15 protein-coding genes and 1 tRNA gene are annotated in these 19,879 nt (G+C 63.2%); 7 read left to right on the top strand and 9 right to left on the bottom strand.

The genetic code is table 11. From position 1 onward, the window contains the following. The first annotated feature begins 132 nt into the window (after positions 1-132). On the top strand, positions 133-2,154 hold the full coding sequence (locus K1X71_12605; protein ID MBX7073980.1) for a UvrD-helicase domain-containing protein: 2,022 nt from the start codon (positions 133-135) through the stop codon (positions 2,152-2,154). Positions 2,155-2,371: 217 nt separating this feature from the next. Here the strand turns inward: K1X71_12605 and K1X71_12600 are convergent, their stop codons facing one another. Beyond that, positions 2,372-3,289, bottom strand: coding sequence for a hypothetical protein (locus tag K1X71_12600; GenBank protein MBX7073979.1), 918 nt, complete (start codon positions 3,287-3,289; stop codon positions 2,372-2,374). A gap of 775 nt (positions 3,290-4,064) precedes the next feature. Between K1X71_12600 and K1X71_12595 the strand changes: the two genes are divergently transcribed. Both K1X71_12595 and K1X71_12590 read left to right on the top strand, forming a co-directional pair. Continuing rightward, positions 4,065-5,294 (top strand): DNA repair exonuclease, encoded by a 1,230-nt coding sequence (locus K1X71_12595; protein MBX7073978.1) that lies wholly within the window; start codon positions 4,065-4,067, stop codon positions 5,292-5,294. 1 nt (position 5,295) lies between these two features. Further along, on the top strand, positions 5,296-8,826 hold the full coding sequence (locus K1X71_12590; protein ID MBX7073977.1) for an AAA family ATPase: 3,531 nt from the start codon (positions 5,296-5,298) through the stop codon (positions 8,824-8,826). Between the two features lie 23 nt (positions 8,827-8,849). On the opposite strand, the gene K1X71_12585 is transcribed toward K1X71_12590, so the two are convergent. From K1X71_12585 to K1X71_12575, 3 genes are all read right to left on the bottom strand, one after another. Further along, complete coding sequence (locus K1X71_12585) at positions 8,850-9,533, bottom strand: hypothetical protein (protein ID MBX7073976.1); 684 nt, start codon at positions 9,531-9,533, stop codon at positions 8,850-8,852. Between the two features lie 120 nt (positions 9,534-9,653). Continuing rightward, positions 9,654-11,159: an AI-2E family transporter gene (locus K1X71_12580; protein MBX7073975.1), complete on the bottom strand. Its 1,506-nt coding sequence runs from the start codon at positions 11,157-11,159 to the stop codon at positions 9,654-9,656. Between the two features lie 98 nt (positions 11,160-11,257). Beyond that, positions 11,258-11,977, bottom strand: coding sequence for a histidine phosphatase family protein (locus tag K1X71_12575; GenBank protein ID MBX7073974.1), 720 nt, complete (start codon positions 11,975-11,977; stop codon positions 11,258-11,260). A 233-nt stretch (positions 11,978-12,210) separates the two neighbouring features. Between K1X71_12575 and K1X71_12570 the strand changes: the two genes are divergently transcribed. Continuing rightward, entirely contained in the window at positions 12,211-12,972 is a 762-nt protein-coding gene (locus tag K1X71_12570) for a DUF4328 domain-containing protein (protein MBX7073973.1), read from the top strand. A gap of 85 nt (positions 12,973-13,057) precedes the next feature. Then, positions 13,058-13,130, top strand: a tRNA-Arg gene (locus tag K1X71_12565). Here the strand turns inward: K1X71_12565 and K1X71_12560 are convergent. The 3 genes from K1X71_12560 to K1X71_12550 form a co-directional block, all read right to left on the bottom strand. Continuing rightward, positions 13,092-13,631, bottom strand: coding sequence for an acyl-CoA thioesterase (locus tag K1X71_12560; GenBank protein MBX7073972.1), 540 nt, complete (start codon positions 13,629-13,631; stop codon positions 13,092-13,094). The two genes, K1X71_12565 and K1X71_12560, sit on opposite strands and share 39 nt — an antisense overlap. Positions 13,632-13,760: 129 nt before the next feature. Continuing rightward, positions 13,761-14,765: a formylglycine-generating enzyme family protein gene (locus tag K1X71_12555; protein ID MBX7073971.1), complete on the bottom strand. Its 1,005-nt coding sequence runs from the start codon at positions 14,763-14,765 to the stop codon at positions 13,761-13,763. A gap of 269 nt (positions 14,766-15,034) precedes the next feature. Further along, the gene (locus K1X71_12550) at positions 15,035-15,655 is read right to left on the bottom strand and encodes a response regulator (protein MBX7073970.1); all 621 of its coding nucleotides are present in this window, start codon (positions 15,653-15,655) and stop codon (positions 15,035-15,037) included. Positions 15,656-15,956: 301 nt separating this feature from the next. Here K1X71_12550 and K1X71_12545 point away from each other — a divergent pair, with 301 nt between their 5' ends. Then, entirely contained in the window at positions 15,957-17,579 is a 1,623-nt protein-coding gene (locus tag K1X71_12545; GenBank protein MBX7073969.1) for an NAD(P)/FAD-dependent oxidoreductase, read from the top strand. 46 nt (positions 17,580-17,625) lie between these two features. On the opposite strand, the gene K1X71_12540 is transcribed toward K1X71_12545, so the two are convergent. After that, positions 17,626-18,453, bottom strand: coding sequence for an SDR family oxidoreductase (locus K1X71_12540; GenBank protein MBX7073968.1), 828 nt, complete (start codon positions 18,451-18,453; stop codon positions 17,626-17,628). Positions 18,454-18,642: 189 nt separating this feature from the next. Between K1X71_12540 and K1X71_12535 the strand changes: the two genes are divergently transcribed. After that, on the top strand, positions 18,643-18,960 hold the full coding sequence (locus K1X71_12535) for a hypothetical protein (GenBank protein ID MBX7073967.1): 318 nt from the start codon (positions 18,643-18,645) through the stop codon (positions 18,958-18,960). Here K1X71_12535 and fhcD read toward each other — a convergent pair. Further along, positions 18,950-19,876 carry a formylmethanofuran--tetrahydromethanopterin N-formyltransferase gene (gene fhcD / locus K1X71_12530; protein MBX7073966.1) on the bottom strand — a complete coding sequence of 309 codons (927 nt, stop codon included), beginning with the start codon at positions 19,874-19,876 and terminating at the stop codon, positions 18,950-18,952. The two genes, K1X71_12535 and fhcD, sit on opposite strands and share 11 nt — an antisense overlap. Positions 19,877-19,879: the final 3 nt, after the last annotated feature.

Here is a 19,879-nt window from a genome sequence, read left to right as displayed (position 1 = left end):
AGGACAAAAAGCGACCACCGTGGAGGCAATCTCGCCCGACGGCTAAGGCGGCCAATTGCGGACCTGAGGAGCGAACTCTACCATCGGTCGGTTACCTGGCACTGGCGATTCTACCGGGGGCGTCGCACGCGGATGGCTCAACTGAACGAAGCGCAACTCGAAGCCGTCCGCACGTTGCGGGGCCCGCTATTGGTCTTGGCGGGCGCCGGCACCGGCAAGACCAGTGTGGTAACGCACCGCATTGCGGCGCTGATTCGCCACGGGGCGCGGCCGGGAGCGATCTTGGCGGTCACGTTCACCAACAAGGCGGCCAGCGAGATGCAGAGTCGCGCGGCCGCGCTATTGGGTCGGCAGCAGAAAGAAAAGCCGCAGATCTCCACTTTCCATTCGCTCTGCGTGCGGATATTGCGGCGCCATATCACGCGACTGGGGTATCCGGCGCAGTTCACCATTTATGACCGGGGAGATCAGGAGAGCGCCGCAAGACGCGCGCTGCGCGAAATTCGAGTATCGGGCGACATGCTGAAACCGAGCGATCTGTTGGCGTCGATCAGCACCTGGAAGATGAAAAGCGTGCAGCCGGCGACGGCGGCCGAACTGGCGACCACCGACAAGGAGCACCTGGCGGCCAGCGCCTACCGACGATACCAACAAGCGCTCAAGGCCTCTGGGGCGGTCGACTTTGACGACCTGTTGCTCTTAAGCGAGGGACTGTTGGCCCGCCATGCCGATGTGCGCGGCGAAGAGGCGGCGCGGTTCTCGCACCTGCTGATCGACGAGTATCAGGACACCAATCAATCGCAGTACCAGATCGTCAAGGCGCTGGCCCGCGAGCACCGCAACCTGTGCGTGGTGGGAGACGACGACCAATCGATCTATGGTTGGCGGGGGGCCGAGGTGACGCACATCTTGAACTTTCAGCGCGATTGGCCCGAGTCGAAAGTGGTGCGATTGGAGCAGAATTATCGCTGCACCAGCCCCATCTTGGAGATGGCGAATCGCTTGATCGCCTTCAATCGCCAGCGCCACAAAAAGGTGCTGCGGTCGGACAAGCCGGGGGAAGCTCCTCGCATCTTGCAGGCCGCCGACGAAGTGATGGAGGCCAAGAATGTGGTGGAAGAGGTGCGGATTCGACTGGAGACGCCGGGGGTTGAGCCGCGCGACTTCGCCATCTTGTTCCGCACGAACGAGCAGCCCAGGCTTTTCGAAACCGAACTGCGGCGCGTGAAGTTGCCATATGTGCTGATTGGCGGATCGAGCTTTTACGATCGCAAGGAAGTGCGCGACATCCTGGCCTATGTCAAACTGCTGGCCCAGCCCAAGGACGAAGCGGCGCTACTGCGCATCTTGAACACGCCTGCCCGAGGCATTGGGCCCAGCACAGCCAAACTACTGGTGGAGACGGCCATCAGCCAGGGCAAGCCGGCCTGGGAAATACTGTGCGACCCCAAAGCGCTGGGGCGCGTGACCGAAGCCACGGCGGCGGGCATGCGGCAACTGGTCGAGTTGGTGGAGCGCTACCGCCGGCGAGCGCAGCACGGATCGCTGGTGGATACCTTGAAATCGCTGATCCATGAAATTGGCTACCAAGACGAGTTGGCGCGGTTGTATCCCACGTCGGAGGAGCAGCAAACGCGTTGGACTGCGGTTGAGGAGGTGGTCAACGCGCTGGCGAATTATGAAAAGCAGACGAGCCAGCCGAGCCTGGATGGTTTCGTGGCCGACCTGCTGCTGGCCGATCGCGATCAAGATGACGAAAAGGAGAAGCAACTGAAGCGGAACGCCGTGGTGCTCATGACGCTGCACTCGGCCAAGGGGCTGGAGTTCAACGAGGTGTACCTGGTGGGCATGGAGGAGGGGTTGTTGCCGCATCGACGCGCGGTGGAGATGGAGGGGGACGCCATCGACGAAGAGCGGCGGCTGTGCTACGTGGGGGTGACTCGCGCGCGGGAGCGGCTGACGCTGACTTTGGCCCTGGCGCGGAACAAATGGGGCAAGAGCCGGCCGACGGTACCGAGCCGATTTTTGTTCGAAATCACGGGGCGGGCCGACAACCCGCATGCTCGCAAGGGCGCACGTCCGCAGCCGACCGCTAGCAGGCCAGCCAGTGGCCAGGGAAGAAGCAAACCGCCGAGACGCGGAAGCGCGAAATAGTGGCTAGTGGCAAGTGGTTAGGGAAGAAGATGAACCGCAGAGGCGCGGAGACGCAGAGGGGGGGATTAGGAATACGGAGTCTGGTCGCAATTAGGTGGCATGCTCCACGGCGCAGCCGTGGGCATGTGGGGTGAGCAGGTGAGCAGTGGAGCAGGTGAGGCGGGAGGGGGGACGACCCGCCGAGACGCGGAGGGAGGAAAGAAGGGGCAAGCGGCCGCTAGGCTGGCGAACTGCGGCTATGGGATCGCCAGCGGACCAGCGGCAGCGCTAGCGCGGCGCAGAGGGCCAGCGCCAGCGACGCCGGTTCGGGGATGGTGTAGATAAAGGGCTGGTCATTGTATTCGCCGACGATGCGGTTGCCCGAGATGCCGCGAAAATGATGCGCGCCGAGCAATTCCAGTTCCTCCCCGAGGGGGTGGGTGTAGGTGGCGCCATCGTAGATGAAACTGGTGATGAGTTGCCCAGTGCCTATCGAGGCGTAGCCGACAACGCGGTCGCCATCGATGCCGTTGGCGATCGTTGCGCCGTATCCGCCGCCGAGATATGTGTCGTCCAGCGTGGTGTAGGTCGTGCCGTCGAAGAGAAAGCCGTGGTATTTTCCCTGGCTGTCTAGGTAGGTGCCAACGATATTCTGTTGATCGATTCCAGTTACAAACGTTCCCCGCGTCCCTAACGGGTGGTCGATAGTCGTGTAAGTGGCGCCATCAAAAAGAAACCCATGCGCAACTTTATTAGCATCGTCGTACTGTCCGACAATCCTGTTGCCATCGATGCCCCAGGCGCTTGTGCCATTCACTCCCAAGGGATGGCTAATCGTCGTGTACGTGCTGCCATCGTAGAGAAATCCGCGCCCACCCTGCACCCCGGCCGTATACCAGCCGACGATCTTGTTGCCCGAGATGTCATGTGGGATCGTTGTGAAGCCGCCGGGCGGTTGGATGACATGGTACGCGCTACCGTCGTACCACCAACCGATATTGCTTTCCCCCACCACATTCTTGCCGTCGACGCCGTAGGCGATGCCAAACGACGAGCCGAAGGGGCTCAAATACTGAATGCTGGCCGCCTGGGCCCGCGGCGCGGCCAGCGTGGCGGCGACGAGCGCCAGAGAGAGGGCCCAAGGAGACAATCGCATTAGCCAACCTCCGCGACGAGAAAAAGACACTCGCGGGGCGACGAACGAAAAAAAAGCCCGCGCCCCATGACGTCCTAGCGCTCGGCGGCTAGCCTACGGCGCCGACGGTGGGGGTTCAAGCGCGCGGGGAAGATAACCGCAGAGACGGGGAGACGCAGAGAGGGGAGAATAGTGGCAAGAGAAAGCCCCCTCATCCGGCCTATCGGCCACCTTCTCCCCCTGCTGCGCTTCGCTGCTCGGGGGCGAAGGCCGAAGTCGGCTCGCGCGTAGTTCGGCATGTCCACGCCGAAGCGTGGACATGGCACGCAGTTAGGGCGAAGAAGAACGTAAGAAAAATGCCCCCTCACCGCGACCTGCGGTCGCTGCCTCTCCCCCTACTGCGTGGGGGCGAGGCGGAAGAAGGGGGCCGCACGGATTGACGATCGCGCGCGGGGCGAGGCGGAAGAAGCGGGCCGCGCGGATGGATGATCGCGGAGGCGAGGCGGGAGGCGGGGCGCCGCAGGGAGTCTTGAATAGCTCGGTGAACACTTCCCCGGGTCGCCGAGCGTTGCCGATCAGTGACGGGGCCCGGCTCACGGGGCCGATTGTAAGCGGCCCAGTTCGCCCCGTTGGGAGCATTATTGCCCGGTTGGGCGAATGCTTCCCTGGGGGGCGTCTGAACGGCGAACCGCCGGCCTGGCAGTTGGGCGAACTCGCGTAGCCAGGAGAGGCGGCAGGGACTAGACTACACGCGCAAACTGCCCAACTGGCCTGTCTTTCGCGCAGGGAGGCGTCGATGTCTGGTCTCGCATTTCGCTTTCTGCACACCAGCGACTGGCATCTGGAATTGCCGGCCAGCGGACTGGTCGAAGTCCCCGATCATTTGCGCGAGGCGCTGGTCGAAGCGCCGTATCTGGCGGCCGAGCGAGTGATCGAAACGGCGCTCGCCGAGCGGGTTGATTTCGTCGTGCTGGCGGGAGACATCGCCGATGTGCGCTTGGCGGGGCCGGTGGCGGTCGCCTTTTTGACATCGCAATTGGAGCGACTGCACGAGCGCGGCATTGCCACGTATTGGGTGGCGGGGCAGGTCGACGCGGCGGATCGCTGGCCCGAAATGATGCGCCTGCCCGAGTCGGTGCAGCGATTCAGCCGAGCGCATGTCGAGGAAGCGATCATCCAGCGCGCGGGCGAGAGCGTGGCGAAGTTGGTGGCGACCGCGCGCGATCGTAAGCGTTCTACCGCGGAATGGAAAGTGGACGCATCGGCCGATTTGTTCACGATCGTGACGGGGCACGGCCCGGTGGAGGCGAGCAAGCTTGATGGGCGCGGCGTGGGCTATTGGGCGCTGGGAGGACGGCACAACCGGCAAACGCTGCTGGCAGGGAAGTCGACGGCGATCTATTGCGGCAGCCCGCAGGGGCGGCGCTTCTCGGAAGCGGGGCCTCATGGCTGCACCCTGGTGGAAGTGGGGCACGAGAACCACGTGCGCACCCGGCCTGTGGCCACCGATGTGCTGCGCTGGCAGCGTGAAGAGTTGACGATCGAATCTACGCGGCACTTCGGCCAGTTGGAATCGCTGATCGAGGAGCGACTGCTGTTGTTGGCGGAACAGGCCGCCGACTGCGACGCGATTGTGCATTGGCAGGTTCGCGTGGTGGAAGGCCTGGCGGGGGCGATGGCTCGGCGCGCGGCCACCGAACTATTGGAAGCGCTACGCGCCAAGCATGGCTACGCCACGCCGATGCGGTGGAGCGCGGCGCTGGAACTGTCGCCGGCCGAGCGCATGCCCGACGATCTTTATGCGCAAGACAGCATTCTGGGGGACTTTTTGCGAGAACTACGCGGGCTGCAACTCGATGCGCAGCGCGACTTGGATTTGCCGGATCTGGTGAGTCCGCGGCGGCGCGAAGAGTTGAGCGAGTTGGTGGCGCTGGCCGACCCGGAGACGCGGGCGCGCGTGCTGCGGCAGGCGACGGCGCTGGGATGGGAGCTGTTGGGGAGCTCGAGCGAGGCAGGAGAAGCATGAGATGATACTTCGCGAGCTGCGGATAGAGGGGTTTGGCATTTGGCGCGAGCAGCGACTGGATGGCCTGTCGGACGGCCTGAATGTCTTTTACGGCGCGAACGAAGCCGGCAAGACGACCCTGATGCAGTTTGTGCGTTCGATGCTGTATGGCTTCTCGCCGGAGCGTCGAGAGCGCTATTTGCCGCCCTTGGGCGCCGCGCCGGCGGGCGGGTCGCTGGTGGTGCGCGACGACGACGAACTGCTGGCGCTTACGCGCAGTGTGGATGGACACGGCTTTGAGAGCGAGCTGGCGATCAGCGCGCCCGATGGCGAGCCGCGCACGGCCGAGCGCTTGCGGCGGATGCTCTCCACAATCGACGAACCGGTTTTCAACCATGTGTTCGCGCTGGGACTGCGAGATTTTCAGGAATTGGGGACGTTGAGCGACACCCGGGCCAGCGAGCACCTGTTTCGGATCGCGGGGGGGCTCGATCGCGTCTCGCTGGTCGAGGTGATGGGGGAGCTAGCGGCTTCGCGGCATCGGCTGATCGCCGCCGACGAGCGGCCATCGGAAGTGCCGCATCTGGTGTCGCAACGCGATCAGGCGCAGACGGAGATTCAAGAACTGCGCGGCCTGGTGGGTCAATATGGACAGTTACAGGCCGAGCAGCGTGAGATCGATCAGGAACTGTCGCTGCTAGAGACGGAGAAGGCGACAGCCGCCGAACGACTGGCGCGACTGGAGACCGCGCGGCGATTGTCGGCGCCATTGGTTCGCCGCGACGCGCTGGACGCCGAACTGGAGCAACTGGGAACCGCGCCCGATGTGCCAGCGGGCATGACTGAGCGATTGGCCCAGCTCAAGGCGAATCGCGAACTGGCGCAGCAGCGGCTGGCCAAGTTGCGCCCGCGACTCAAGCACCTGGCGACGACCGTGGGACGGATGTCGGTGCATGAGGAACTGTGGAAAGCGGCGCCCAAGATTGAGCTGTTGTGCGATCAGCAGGAATGGATCGCCGACCTCGAGGGTCAGCGCGACGCCGTGGCGGCGGAGATCCGCGAGTTGGAAGGCCAATTAAGCGGCAAGGGACAGCACTCTCGGTTGACGGGCAAGAAGGGGGACCAGCCCACCGCCGCCGTGGTGGCTTCGCTACGCGCTGCGGCGAAGAAAGTGTCGCGCGAGCGCACGGCGCTCGCCGAAGCCGAAAAAACGGCGCAACAAGCGCGCGAAGGCATAGCGGCGCTCGATCAGCAAATCACGGGCGGCCTGGCTGGGCGCGGCAAGCAGGCACTGACCGACGCCTTGGAGCAAGCCGGGGCGAAGGTGACGCAACTGCGGCGGCGGCTGGCGCTGGATGAGCGCGTGGAGCAACAAGCGCGGCAGCTTAAGGGGTTGGAAGCGGAGCGGATGGACCTGTTGGACGAACAGGTGATGCCAAGCTGGGTCATCGCATCGCTGGGGGGGGTGTTTGGTCTGGGGATTGTGTTGATTTTGGCCGGGATGATCTTGCCGCTGCCGATCTCCGACACGTTTAGCCTGGGCTTGGCCGCGCTAGGTTTGGTGGGGACCGCCGCGGCTGGCGCCGCGAAGATCTTTTTGCAGCAGGTCAACGAGCAAAACCTGGAGCGATGTGAAAACCAGTTGACGATCTTGAGCAAGCAAGCGAAGCAGGCTCAACAGGAGCGCGATGAGCTGGACAAGCAAATCCCCAAAGGGGGAGGCACGCTCACGATGCGCGTGCAGGCGGCCGAAAAGGAATTGGCCGCGCTGGAAGAACTGGCGCCGCTCGACGCGCGAAAGCATGGCCTGACACGAGACATCGAGGCGGCCGACGCGGGGCTGGCCCACCGCAAAGAGCAGTTGGAACGCGCGCGGCGCGAGTGGCGCACTGGGCTGGCCGCGGCGGGATTGCCGCCTAATTTTTCGCCGCGCGGACTGCGGGCGCTGGCGCAAGATTCGCGCCGGATGTCGGGAATCTCGCGATTGGTCGACGAGCGGCGGGCCGAATTAGCGCAGCGCGATCGGGGCCTCGCGCAGTTTCAGCAGCGCGTGACGCCGCTGGCGAGTTTGGCGAGCCTGTCGGTCGAGGGACGAAGGGCCAGCGAGCTGCTGGGGGCGCTGCGACGATCGTTTGCCGACGTACAGGCGGTGGCTGTCGAGCGCGACGCGCTGGAAGCGAAGCGCCTGGCGCTGCGGAAGCGGGAGCGCAAGCTGTTGCGGGCGCTCACCCGGTTCAAGCGGCAGCGGCGGCAACTGCTCGACAGTGCCCGCGTGGAGAACGAGGACGATTTGCGGCGGTTGGCGGAACTTCAATCGCGGATTTTCGCCTTGGAGTCGGATCGCAAATCGGCGCAGGCCGAGATCATGGCGGCGCTGGCCGGGCGCTATCGAGAAGACGAGTTACGCGCCGTCAGCCTGGATGTGGCGAGCGACGAGGTGTTTGCCGCGCGAACAGGAGAACAGACCAAGCAGATCGCTCATTGCGAGCAGCGCGCGCGCAAGTTGTTGGAACATCGCGGCGAACTGGGCGCGCAGGCCAAGACGCTGGTCGCCGATCGACGCTTGCCGAACAAGCAACTGGACCGGACCATCGCCGACGAGCGCATTCGACGATCGGCGGAGCGCTGGCAGGTGCTGGCCATCACCTGGTCGATCTTGGAACGCTTGCGGCGCGAATACGAGCACAAACGGCAGCCCGAGACGCTGCACACGGCGAGCGAGTATTTTGAGCAATTGAGCGAAGGCAAGTACCGCCGGATCTGGACGCCGCTGGGCGAGCCCGTGTTGCGGGTGGACGACCGCGATGGAACGTCGTTGCCGGTGGAGGTGCTGAGCCGCGGCACGCGCGAGCAATTGTATTTGGCGCTGCGGCTGGCCTTGGCCAAAAGCTACGCCAAGCGGGGCGTGCGGTTGCCGCTGGTGATGGACGATTTGTTGGTGAATTTCGACGCGGCGCGAGCGAAGGCGGCCGCGGTGGTGCTGCGCGACTTTGCGGCCGAAGGGCATCAACTGTTGCTGTTCACTTGCCACGACCATATCCAGCGGATTTTCCGCGCCCTACGCGTGCCGGTGCGCCCCTTGCCGGGGAGCGAGAACGACGCGCGGGCGTTTTCGATGGACTTGCCCGTGACGCCGGTCACTCGGCCGCCGCGCATGATCGAGTCGCCACCGCCTGTGAGCGAACTGGAATTCGCGGAACCTTTGGTGGAAGAGGTCGCGCCGCCAAGGACGGAGGTTCGCGTGCGTCGTGTCGAGCGGCCCGCGCGGCCGGTGGCAACGCATGTGACCAGGCGCTGGCATGTGCGCACCGACTGGGGGGCCGAGGAGTTCGCCGGCGAATTCGCCGAGCGGCGCGTAGGGCATGGAATGGCGGCTGGGCCGCAAGCGGCCAGCAAACAAGGCTGGTCGCGGGAGGGGGTGGAAGAGGTGACGGTCGTCGAACCACGTCCGCGTCGAAAGCGCCGCAGCGCGGAAGCCGACGATCACACCGCCAGCGACGAGCAGACGGGCAACAGCGGTGACAACACCGACGCGGACTCCGAAGCCGCGTAACGCCGCTGGCCGTGTGCCAACGTCTACGAAAGCGGCTCGACGTGGTATTGATTGCCGCGTAAGCGGCGGGCGAGCGCTCGGTATTGCGAGCGAGCCTCCCATGTGACCCACGTGAGGAAGAGATTCACACCGATCGAGAACAGCAATAGCCCCAGTCCCAAGAGCGCGAACCAAGGGCGCCTGTCCGCCAAGTTTTTGACCCAATGGGACGCTTGAACGACGAATGTGCTGGCTGCTGGCGCGGGGGTTGTTGATGTGTCTACGGCTGCCGAGGGGGTATCGCTACTCGGCGCGGTGTTTTCTGGTCGGAAACCGGCGACTCGCCGCGTGGGGGACTCGTCGGGAGCAGGATTGTTAGCGCTTGCCGGAGGCGGTTCATCCGCAATGGCAACTCCGGCGAGTTGCGCTGCATGATCGCTACCAGGGGCGGGGGTGACGACGGGGGGATCGTCGGCCGGCGGCGACTTTGGCTGGGAGTCTGGCGGCGCGGTTTCGCGCGGCAAGGCGCCGACGCCGACTTGGATGCGATAGCTGCGAATGTCGCCGAGCGCAGCCGGCACGTCGCTCACGATTGCCTGCCCGGCCTGAAGCGCTGCGATGCTGGCTGGCTCGATTTGAATGATGTATTCGTAACCGCCGCCTGAGAGGGGTTGCCAGCCGGCATCGACTCCCACCAGCGTCAGGGCGAAAAAGACAGCCGTCGTCATCGGGCCCTCCGTTGCTTGCGTCCGCTTGTCGCTGGACGACCAATTTAACGGGAGGCGCACGACAAGCCAACCAACGGCGCCAGCACTAGCTAGCGGCCGCAGCGTGTCCGACCGTGTCGATCACTCGGGCGCGTGCAGGGTGGGCACGCGCTGACTCAGCGCGGTCAACTCGGTGTTGAGAATGTTGAGCAGCGCTTGCAGGAAGGCGACCGCCATGGGGCCGACGAAGATGCCGATGGGGCCCAGCGCCCGCACACCGCCGAGCACGCTAAGCAGGGCCAGCAGCGGATGCAGCTTGGATTGGCCATGCAGCACAATCGGTTTGATGACGTTGTCCGCCATGGAAATGACAAACACGCCGTACAGCGCCAGCATGGATGCGGCGAAGATGCGCTCTTCGTAGATCAAGAGCCACACCGCGCAGCTTCCCCAGACGGCGGCGGCGCCAACGAACGGCACCAGCGCGAGCAACATGGTGACCACCGTGAGCAGAAAAATTGCGTCAAACCCCGCGACGGTGAAACCGATGCCAGCCAAGATGCCTTGGACCACCGCGGACAAAATGGTGGCCAGCACTACGGCGCGGCTGATGCGGTCGAACTCGGTGAGAAGTTGACGCTCGTAGCGATCGTCGAGCGGCAGCAGGCGCATGATGGTGGCGATCATGCCCGGTCCATCGGCCAGAAAATAGTAGAGGGAAATCACCAGCACCAAGAGGCCAATCGCCAGATTGGCGAGCCAGCCACCGAGCACCGTGCCGGTGGCGACGGCGTAGGACTGCACCCAACCGGTGACTGATTGCCGCGCTTCGGCGAGATCTTCGCGGCTGGGGTTGGCCCAGAGCCGCACATTTTCCAAGAGCGGCCCGCCGACCGTGGCGCGTTTGAACTCGTAGTAGGCTGCGGAAAGCTCGTTGACCGTTGCCTCAAAACCGGGCGCGGGGGCGTCGGAATCCATGTCGGGGACGGATACCTGGTCCCACAACCGGCGATTAAGCGTGAGCATTTCGCGGACATCGGCGCGAGCTTGCTGATAACGCTGATTGGCGGCTTCGTTGGGATCGGTTTCGCCGGGACGCATGAACTGTTTTGCCGTCAGAGAAACGGACAGGCCTTGCAGGTCTTTGAACAACGAGGGGGCGTCCTTGCCTTGTTCCGGGAGGGGGGCGAACTTGGCGAGAGCGGCGCGCTGCTGGTCGACCGTGGTGGCGACGGCGGCGGTCTCCAGTTCGTTGAGTTTGGCCTCGATTTCCGGCAGCTTGCGCACTTCGACGATCGGCAGGCCCAGATCGAGCCCCAGGTTCTCGCGCAGGCGCGTGACTTTGGCCAAGAGGACATCGGGGTTGAAGGCGGTGACCACGCTGGTGGCGTCGCCGATCGCAAACGCCAAGATGGTGAGCATGGGGGCGAGCACGATCATCAAGATGGCTAGCGTGGTGAGCAGCGCCGCCGTGCGAACCCGCCCGCCGCACTTGATGATGAACCACTGATGCACGGGGCGGAACATGACCACCAAGATGACCGCCAGGAACATGGGCAGGAGAAACTGCGCCATCACCTGAAAAAAGAGGATGGCGAACAGCACAATGATGGCGGCGAGGACGACAAACGATACAAGCCGTGCCACTCTAGGCTCCTGCGTCGGTGCATGGTCGGCGAATGGCGGCATTCTAGGTGACGGGCGCCCTTTCGGACAGGCGAACCGACCATCGACGGGGCGCCGTGCTAGCGATAGGTCAGGTGCTCGCGCTGAACCAGGTGCGGCGTGGCGTTGAACCGGCTGAGCGTGAAACGCTGCTGGTCGTAGGCGTATTCGGCGTAGGCCGCGTTGTAGACCATCCAGGCCATCTCCAACGTTTTTTGCGACGAAAGTTGGAGCGCCCGTCCGAGCGTGACGCCGACCGGGCCGCCGCTGGTGAAGATGGCCACGCGCAGGCCGCGCTGCTGGCGGGCCATCACCGCGTCGATGCCGGCCTGCACGCGGGCGCAGAAGTCGGCCCAGGGCTCGATGTCGGCCAGCGCCAGTTCGCCGCGCGACCAGCGGCTGATGACCAGTTCGTACACCTTTTGAAAGGCGCGCAAGGTTTGGGCCTGATCGGTAGCCTGTTCCACCGCCCCGTACAGGCTCTTGATCTGTTCGTCCTGCTCCATCAGCGCCGGCAAGGCCTGCTTGAGGACGGCCTCGGCCTGATACTCGTCGAAGGCGGGGGAGACTTCGACCTGCGGCCACGGCAACCGCTCATCCTGATAGACCTGGCCAATGATTTGCGCGGTGTCGATCTGCCGCTCTCGCGGGCCGGCGATCACCACATCGAAGCGCAAACCTTGGTCGATCCAGTAGCGGGCGAGGCGCCGCGATTGTTCGCGTCCCAACTCGGACAGTCGATCGTAGTTGGCCTCGAAGAATGAGGCCTGCCCATGACGGACGACAAAGAGCGTGCTCATGCGAAGTGGGCTTTCCGAAGCGGTTGCTGATGATGCACTATGCATATCCGCAACTTGGCCGCGAGCAAAGGGGATACGAACGCGCCAGCGATTCCATCCGTTCGCAACATGATTAGTCAGCGTCGGCGACGAACGGGCCGTTTGCGCCAATCAACTCACGTGATTTGGCCGGCCAGTCGGTGTCGGCTATAGTCGTGCGGTCGAAGCGGCAGACGTCAGAATCGAGGTGATTCGTGGCGGATTCAAACCAATCGCAAATGGCGAATCCCTATCAGAGTCCGACATTGGACTCCTCGGTAGATCCGGAAGTGCCGCAGGTGGCCGTCGGCGATCGCTGGATCGAAGTGGGGCCTTATCGGTCAATACGCATCCTGTCACGCATTTTGATTGCGCTATTGATAGCCAACTTGATCGGGAATCTTGTCATGGCAATGGCGAGTTTCCTTCAAGTACTGCAGCCTGACATGTATTTTGCAGGCGAGGGACTATCTCCGCTGGAACTCGTGATCGCCGGAGTGGCTTTTGGAACCGTGATCGTATATCTCACCACCGCAGTCACATTTCTACGTTGGGTCTACCGCGTTCACTCAAATCTCCCTGCGCTAGGCGCGAAACGTTTGGACTTTTCCAATGGCTGGTCGGTGGGATGGTTCTTCGTGCCAATCTTAAACCTCTGGAAGCCGTACCAGGTGATGAAGGAGAACTTCCGAGGAAGCCTACCGGGAGCGAGCTATGACGGAGACGACTCCATACCCATCCCAAGTTGGTTGTGGACCTGGTGGATGTTTTATGTTGTGTCGGGCATCGGCAATCGAGTGTCGCACCGCATATCCACGCGCATAGAAGACCCGACAATCCTGCAATCACTTGCGGTATTCGAAGTCGCTTTAAGCGTGTGGGATGTGGCGTTGACGCTGCTGGCGCTGTGGGTGGTGTGGCGAATTAGTTCGCTGCAAGAAACCAAGGCGACTGCCGCAGGACCCCAGCTTTATTAGGGGCCGTCCGCACACACTGGCCAGTCGCCGTCGCCCGCGATACCTTGTGAAGCAGGCGTCCGGCGTTGCTGGCGCGCCGGACTTTGCCCTCGTAGCTCAGGGGATAGAGCAACGGTTTCCTAAACCGTAGGTCGCAGGTTCGAATCCTGCCGGGGGTATTCGCTGTGGTCGCGGCTTGAGTTGAGCTGCGCTTCGGGAGCGCCGTGGCGCAGCGTGCTGTCGGCATGGTTGACGTGGCGCCCTGGCGCGCCGGATTGCAGCGCCGCGCGGAAGTCGGCGGGCAGCGGCGTCTTTTCCAACGTCTTCGCGTCGACCAGCACATAGACCGATTCGGTCGTGGCGATTGGTTCTGGCCGACCGGCGACGTGAATCTGGCACGCGAGCGTGAACGAGGTCGTGCCGAGCGCGGTGGCTTCGACCGCGATCTGGAGCACGTCGTCGAAGCGGGCGGACGATTTCCACTGGGTCGTTTGTTTGACGACCTGGTAATCGAGCGGCCCATTCATCAGCACTTCGCCGTAGCCTAGCGCGCGCAGAAACTCGAGCCCAGCCAGATCGACATACACGCCGTACTGCGCGTTGAAAACGATTTTTTGGGCGTCGCACTCGCCGTAGCGAACGCGGAGGTAGTAGCGGAATGGATCGTCCATGCGGAACATTGTAGCCAGCGCGCGGCCAAAAAAATGATGTTGCCCGGTACTTTTCTGACGCCATCCGCGCGCGGCGACGAATTGCTCCGCCAGCGCAAAAAAAGGCGCAAAAACCCGTAAACGAAACGCGGCGGAGTCTTAGTTTGGCTGGCGCGAAGCGGTCGCTTCGCCGGGCGTGCGCACGCAGCGGAAGCCGAGGTGCGACATGGAGCTATCCGGAGTCGTGCCGCGGCGAGCGCTGGGGCGGTAGGAAGCGCAATAGGCATCGTTGCACAAGAACGATCCGCCGCGCTGCACCCGTTTGGGAGCATACGGCTCGGTGGGGTCGAAACTCTCATCTGGCCCCGGGGGGTCGATCAGCGGCGCCGCCGCGGTGCTCGCCTGCCTCGCGTAGGCGTCGGCGCGATACCAGTCGGAACACCACTCCCAGACGTTGCCGGCCACGTCGTACAAGCCATACCCGTTGGGGGCGAACGACTTCACGGGGGCGGCGAGGATGTATCCATCGGCCGCGGTATTCTGGTTGGGGAAGTGTCCTTGCCAGACATTGCACTGCGGCGCCGCATCAGAAATTGGATCGTTTCCCCAAACATTTGTGGCATGCGACAAACCGCCGCGGGCCGCGAATTCCCATTCGGCCTCGGTGGGCAATCGCTTGCCAGCCCAGCCTGCATAGGCGACGGCATCATCCCAACTAACCTGGACCACCGGTTGCTGGCCACGCCCCTGGAGATTGCTTTGCGGCCCGCTGGGATGGCGCCAATCGGCCCCGGGAACCCATGCCCACCAGGCAGCGAAATTGTCGAGCGGCACTGGCTGTGTCGGGGGAGTAAACACCATCGACGCCGCGACCAGTTTTTCGGCGGGGGGCTGGGGGGTGTCGGGAGGAAGTTGCTTTTTCAGTTCTTCCCAGTCGGGGGCGCGCTCGGCGGTTGTCTGATAGCCAGTGGCGGCCACGAAAGCGGCGAACTGGTCGTTGGTGACCTCGGTTTCGTCCATCCAGAATCCGGAGACCTTCACGCGATGCAATGGCCCTTCGTTGTTCCAACTCAGGGGGTCGTTGCCTCCCATCGTGAATTCGCCGCCGGGTATCCAGACCATGCCGTCGGGCTTTGCGCCGGGGGGCCGATCGGTATTGGGCACGGTCTCTTGCGCCGCGGTGGCTGCCGGTGGAGGTGAGGCAGCCAGATTCGATTGTGTCGGCTTGGGGCGGCTCACGGCCCAGGCAATTGCAAACCCCACCAAGCCCAAGGCGCACCACAACGCGACATTTCTAAGGCGAGAAGGGGCTTTGACGGATGGAGAGCGTCCACGCTGGCTCATGTATTTTTTCCGAAGTTTGCAACCCGCGGCAGAGCAGTCGCCGCGCAACATAGCTACTTCGATCTTATTCGAGCGACCGGCGCAATGCCTCAAGGATGCGCTGATATTTCGCTGGGCGATTTTGTGCTGGTCACAAGGTGGGCCAACTCGACATCGTTTTCCGCCCGCATCTTGATGAGGATGCGAGATCGATGCTTGGCGGCGGTTTGCAGGCTGATTGCCAAGGTCGATGCGACTTCTTTGAGTCGCCTGCCCGCGACAAGCAGATCGAGCACTTCTTGCTCGCGCATGGTGAGGGTTTCTCGGCGGCGGTTAACTTCGCTAGCGCGGCGGGCTTGGATGGTTCGCGACAAGGCGATTTGGATGCGAGCGATCAAAATATCATCGGCAACGGGTTTCTCCAGAAAATCGATGGCCCCGGCGCGAAACGCGCGCGAGCAGTTTTTCACTTCGCCATGTCCGGTAACAAAAATGGTGGGCAAACGGATGCCGCGGGCCATTATTTGTTCATACAAGTCCATGCCGGTCATACTTGGCAAGCGCCAGTCGAGGATCAGGCAGCCCAGATCGTCCCAATTGGGCTCGACCAGGAAGGCCTCGGGCGATTCCCACAAACGAACCTCAAAGCCGGCGGATTGGATGAGCCAGCCGAGAGAGCGGCGCGCGCCGGCATCGTCGTCGACGATTCCCACCAAGGCGTCTGCGGTCATGAACGTGTTCTCGCGAGGCCGTAAAATTTCGACTTGGTCGAACCCATATCATTCTCAGTAGCGAATCATGGAGCGAGACTATTTTCGATGAGGCGCCTCGGCGCCGCAAGCGGCGTAAACGATTCATTCCGATTCTTTGGCCCCAAGCGTTAATCCTTGACCATTCTTGATTTCTGCTCGTCTGAATGGGCGATTTACTAGGTTGATCGCGCGCGGAGCGGAGATACCGCCCGGAGCCGCACTTGCGCGGATTGCGATGTTGCGACCGACACGCCAAAGCCAGCAGGAACCCGCTACCGCCATGCAGCAACCGGCAGCTTACGACGCCATTGTGATTGGCGGCGGACACAACGGCTTGGTCACCGCCGGCTATCTGGCCAAGGCGGGCAAGAAGGTGTTGGTCCTGGAGCGGCGCCATGTGCTGGGGGGCGCGGCGACCACGGAGGAGCTTTGGCCGGGATACAAGGTGTCGACGGCCGCCTACGTGGTGAGCCTGTTCCTGCCGGAGATCACGCGCGATCTCAAACTAAGCGAGTATGGTTTTCGCGTATTGGCGCGGAGTCCTTCGTCGTTTACTCCACTGCCAGACGGCCGCTACTTGTTGATGGGCCCCGAGCAAGGTTTGAATCAGCGTGAGATCGCCAAGTTTAGCGCGCGCGACGCCGCTCGCTTCGGCGACTATGAGTCGCTGTTGGAGCGGGTTGCCAAGACGCTGGAGCTGGTGCTGAGCCAAACCGCTCCCGACGTGCTGCCGATGCCGCGCGATTGGCGCTCGATTGGGCTAGCGAAACGGCTACGCGACGGAAAGTCGGCCTGGCAGTTGTATCAAAGCATGGGGCGCTTGGGGCGGGACTTGCCGGAGGCGGTTGAACTGTTGACCGGATCGGCGCGCGCGATCTTGGATCGCTGGTTTGAAGCGGACGCGCTGAAGGCAACATTGGCCACGGATGCGATTATTGGGGCCTTCGCGCCGATTTCGGCGCCGGGCAGCGCGTATGTGTTGCTGCATCATGTGATGGGCGAGGCGGGCGGCGCGCGCGGCGTTTGGGGCTATGTGCAAGGAGGCATGGGAGGGTTGGCCAACGCGCTGGAGCGCGCGTGCGCGGACCTGGGGGTGGTGATCGAACGGGAAGTGGAGGTCACGCGGATCCGCACGACCGGCGGAACAGCGCAAGGCGTGGCGCTCGCCGATGGGCGCGAGTTCTCGGCGCCAGTGGTGGCGTCTAGCATCGACCCGCATTGGACGTTCGAGCGGTTTTTGACGCCGGACGAACTGCCGAGCGATTTTCTGGCGGCGGTCCAGCGCATCGATTACTCGTCGGCCTCCGCGAAGATCAACCTGGCTTTGGCCGAGGCGCCGGCGTTCACCGCCTGTGGCGACAACACAGTAGGCCCGCAGCACCGCGGCACGATGCACATTGGGCCGAGTTTGGATTATTTGGAGCGGGCCTACGACGACGCGAAATATGGCCGCCCCAGCGCTGAGCCAATTCTTGAGTTAACGATGCCAACCAGCGTGGACGACACGATTGCGCCCGCTGGGCGGCATATCGTGTCGATCTTCGTGCAGTACGCGCCTTATCAACTGGCCCATGGCGATTGGGATTCGATCAAAGAGTCGTTTGCCGATCGGTGCATCGCCAAGTTGGCGGAGTACGCGCCCAATGTGCCCGGCGCGATCCTGCATCGCCAAATCTTGTCGCCGCTCGACCTGGAGCGCACCTATCGCTTGACGGGGGGGAACATCTTTCAGGGGGCAATGACGATGCACCAGTTATTCAGCTTCCGCCCGGTGGCGGGCTGGGCCGACTACCGCACACCGATTGCGGGCTTGTACCTGTGCGGCGCCGCCGCGCATCCGGGTGGCGGCGTGATGGGAGCATGCGGGCGGAACGCGGCGCGAGAGATCTTGCGCGACAATTAGCCTTGGCGCACTCTCGCGACGGCGCGACCTGGAACGGCAACCTTGTTTAGCGCCCGCCGTCGACGACCAGGCATTGGCCCGACACGTAATTGGCCAGTGGCGAAGCCAGAAACAGGATGGCGCCGGCCGCTTCCTCCGGCGTGCCTCCGCGGCCGAGCGGGATGAGCAATTGGGCCATCACCAGCAGGTCTTGCGGAATGCCGAGCTTGATCTTTTCACCGTCGCGCACAACTTCTTCTTGTTGCGACTTGTCGCGGGTGAGGCGCGTGTCGATCCAGCCGAACGCCGCGGCGTTGGCGCAAATGTTAAAGCGGCCCCATTCCTTGGCGATGGTCTTGGTGAAGCCGATCACTCCAGCCTTGGCGGCGGCGTAATTGGCTTGCCCTGGGTTGCCATCGGTGCCCGAGATGCTGCTGATGTTGACGATCTTACGCGGCTGCGCGTGGCCGGAGGCTTCCAGTTCGGACTTGCCGGCCTCGCGCATGGCGCCGCCGACGACTTGCGTCATACGGAAGACGGCGGTGAGATGGACATCGAGAATCGCCTGCCACTGTTTTTCTTCCATTTTGTGGAGCACGGCGTCCCACGTATATCCGGCGTTGTTGACGAGGATATCGGGCGTGCCGAACGAATCACGCGCGAGCTTCAGAATGCGATTGGGAAATTCGGGATCGGTCACGTCGCCGGCGAGCGTGACGACCTCGGCGCCGCTGGCCTTGATTTGCGAGGCGGTTTGCTCCAACGGCCCGGCATCCAGATCGGCCAGCACCAACCGCGCGCCGGCCTGCGCCATTAAGGTGGCCGTTGCGGCGCCAATTCCGCGGCCAGCGCCAGTGACGATCGCCACCTGACGATGCAGCAATTTATCTAACATCGGAAACGACTTCTCCTGCTTCGAGATAGAACAACGCGATGGAAGCACGCGGCGCAGGCACTTACGGTAGCGAGCGACGGCAATTCCGGCAATTGGCGCGGAGGCCGAAGAATCGATCTGACCGGCGCAACGCTAACCGCGCCATGAGCTAAGCTTTTTATGTTGGATTTCTTCCGGGGAGAATTGATGATGCCGCGGACCCAATTGCTTGCCGCCTTGGTGTGCTTCGCCCTATTCCAGCACAGCGCGCTGGCTATGGCGCCTTTTGCGGAGGACGTGGCGCGGCTGGCGACATCGCCACTGGACGCCAAGCGACAACGGGCACAGAGCAATTCGATTCCGCCACTGGTGACCTTCGTGGGATCAGCGAACGGCGATGAGGTGGCCAGCCCGCGGCGGCCTGATCGGTCGCCAATTTTGCGGTCGTTCGATGCGCGGCTCAAGTCGATTGATCCGTACTTCGCCAATCGCGATCGCGTGAACCGGCGTTCGCCGATCAAGTGGTAATCGGCGCGGCACACGCGGCTGCGGGATAGCGATCGAGCATTTCGCGTAAATCAAATTTGAATTTCCCCAGATTGCCGCCGAAGTTGGCGGCGGACACTGACAATGTTTCGGGGCCGGACGCTGCCCGCGCCGCATCGGCCATGGCGCGGCCGATGATCTGTTCGTCGATGCCGTCAAAGACAAGCTCGTAAGCGCAATTGGCGTCTGGATCGAGTTCGCTGGGATACCGACCGCGCAGGGTAGGACACCATGCCTCATTGGTCGACGCCCGCAGGCCGCGATAGCGTGAGCCAACTTTGCTGCCACTGCGAACAACACCGCCCGGGAAGGGGGCGATGACACCATCGAGCAGATCAATCGCGCTGGCCGCGCGACGCGAGGCGGCCAGCGCCGCCATTTGTGTGGCGGCCTGCACGATCAAACTGCCTCCGCCCACTCCTTTGCCAACGCCGGCGATGGCTTCGACCAAAAATTCGCCATCCATGACGGGAATGCGCCAGTAGCGCCGATCGCCAATGAGTTTGCTGCGCTGATGCCCATCGCCAAAGTAGCGCAAGTGGTTTCCCAGGGGGATGCGCTCCTCGCTTACGGGTAGACCGTTGTAGACAGCGGTGGTGGGGCAGGTCATAACGCACTGCCCGACGCGCGTGGGGACGCTGCGCGCCAGAGATTCGGCCGAGAACCCGAAGAACAACACGACGGCGCCGGGTCTGCCATCGGGCGTGTCTTGCGGAGGCAAGTAGCGATCGAGGCCTGCCTCCACGTCGCAGGCGATCACCGAGGCGGCGTAGCCCGTCACTTCGCGGACGGCGGCATCGAGCCAGAACTGGTCCATGGCGGTGATGATGAGTCGCGCATAGCGCATACGAAATGCTTCGGCGTAGGCATCATGCACGAAGGTATTCGCGAGCTTCATGAA

This window comes from Pirellulales bacterium (genome assembly GCA_019694455.1).
In the GTDB taxonomy this organism is placed as follows: domain Bacteria; phylum Planctomycetota; class Planctomycetia; order Pirellulales; family JAEUIK01; genus JAIBBY01.
Note: the sequence above shows the minus strand (reverse complement) of the source record. Positions and strands in the feature narration are given on the sequence as shown.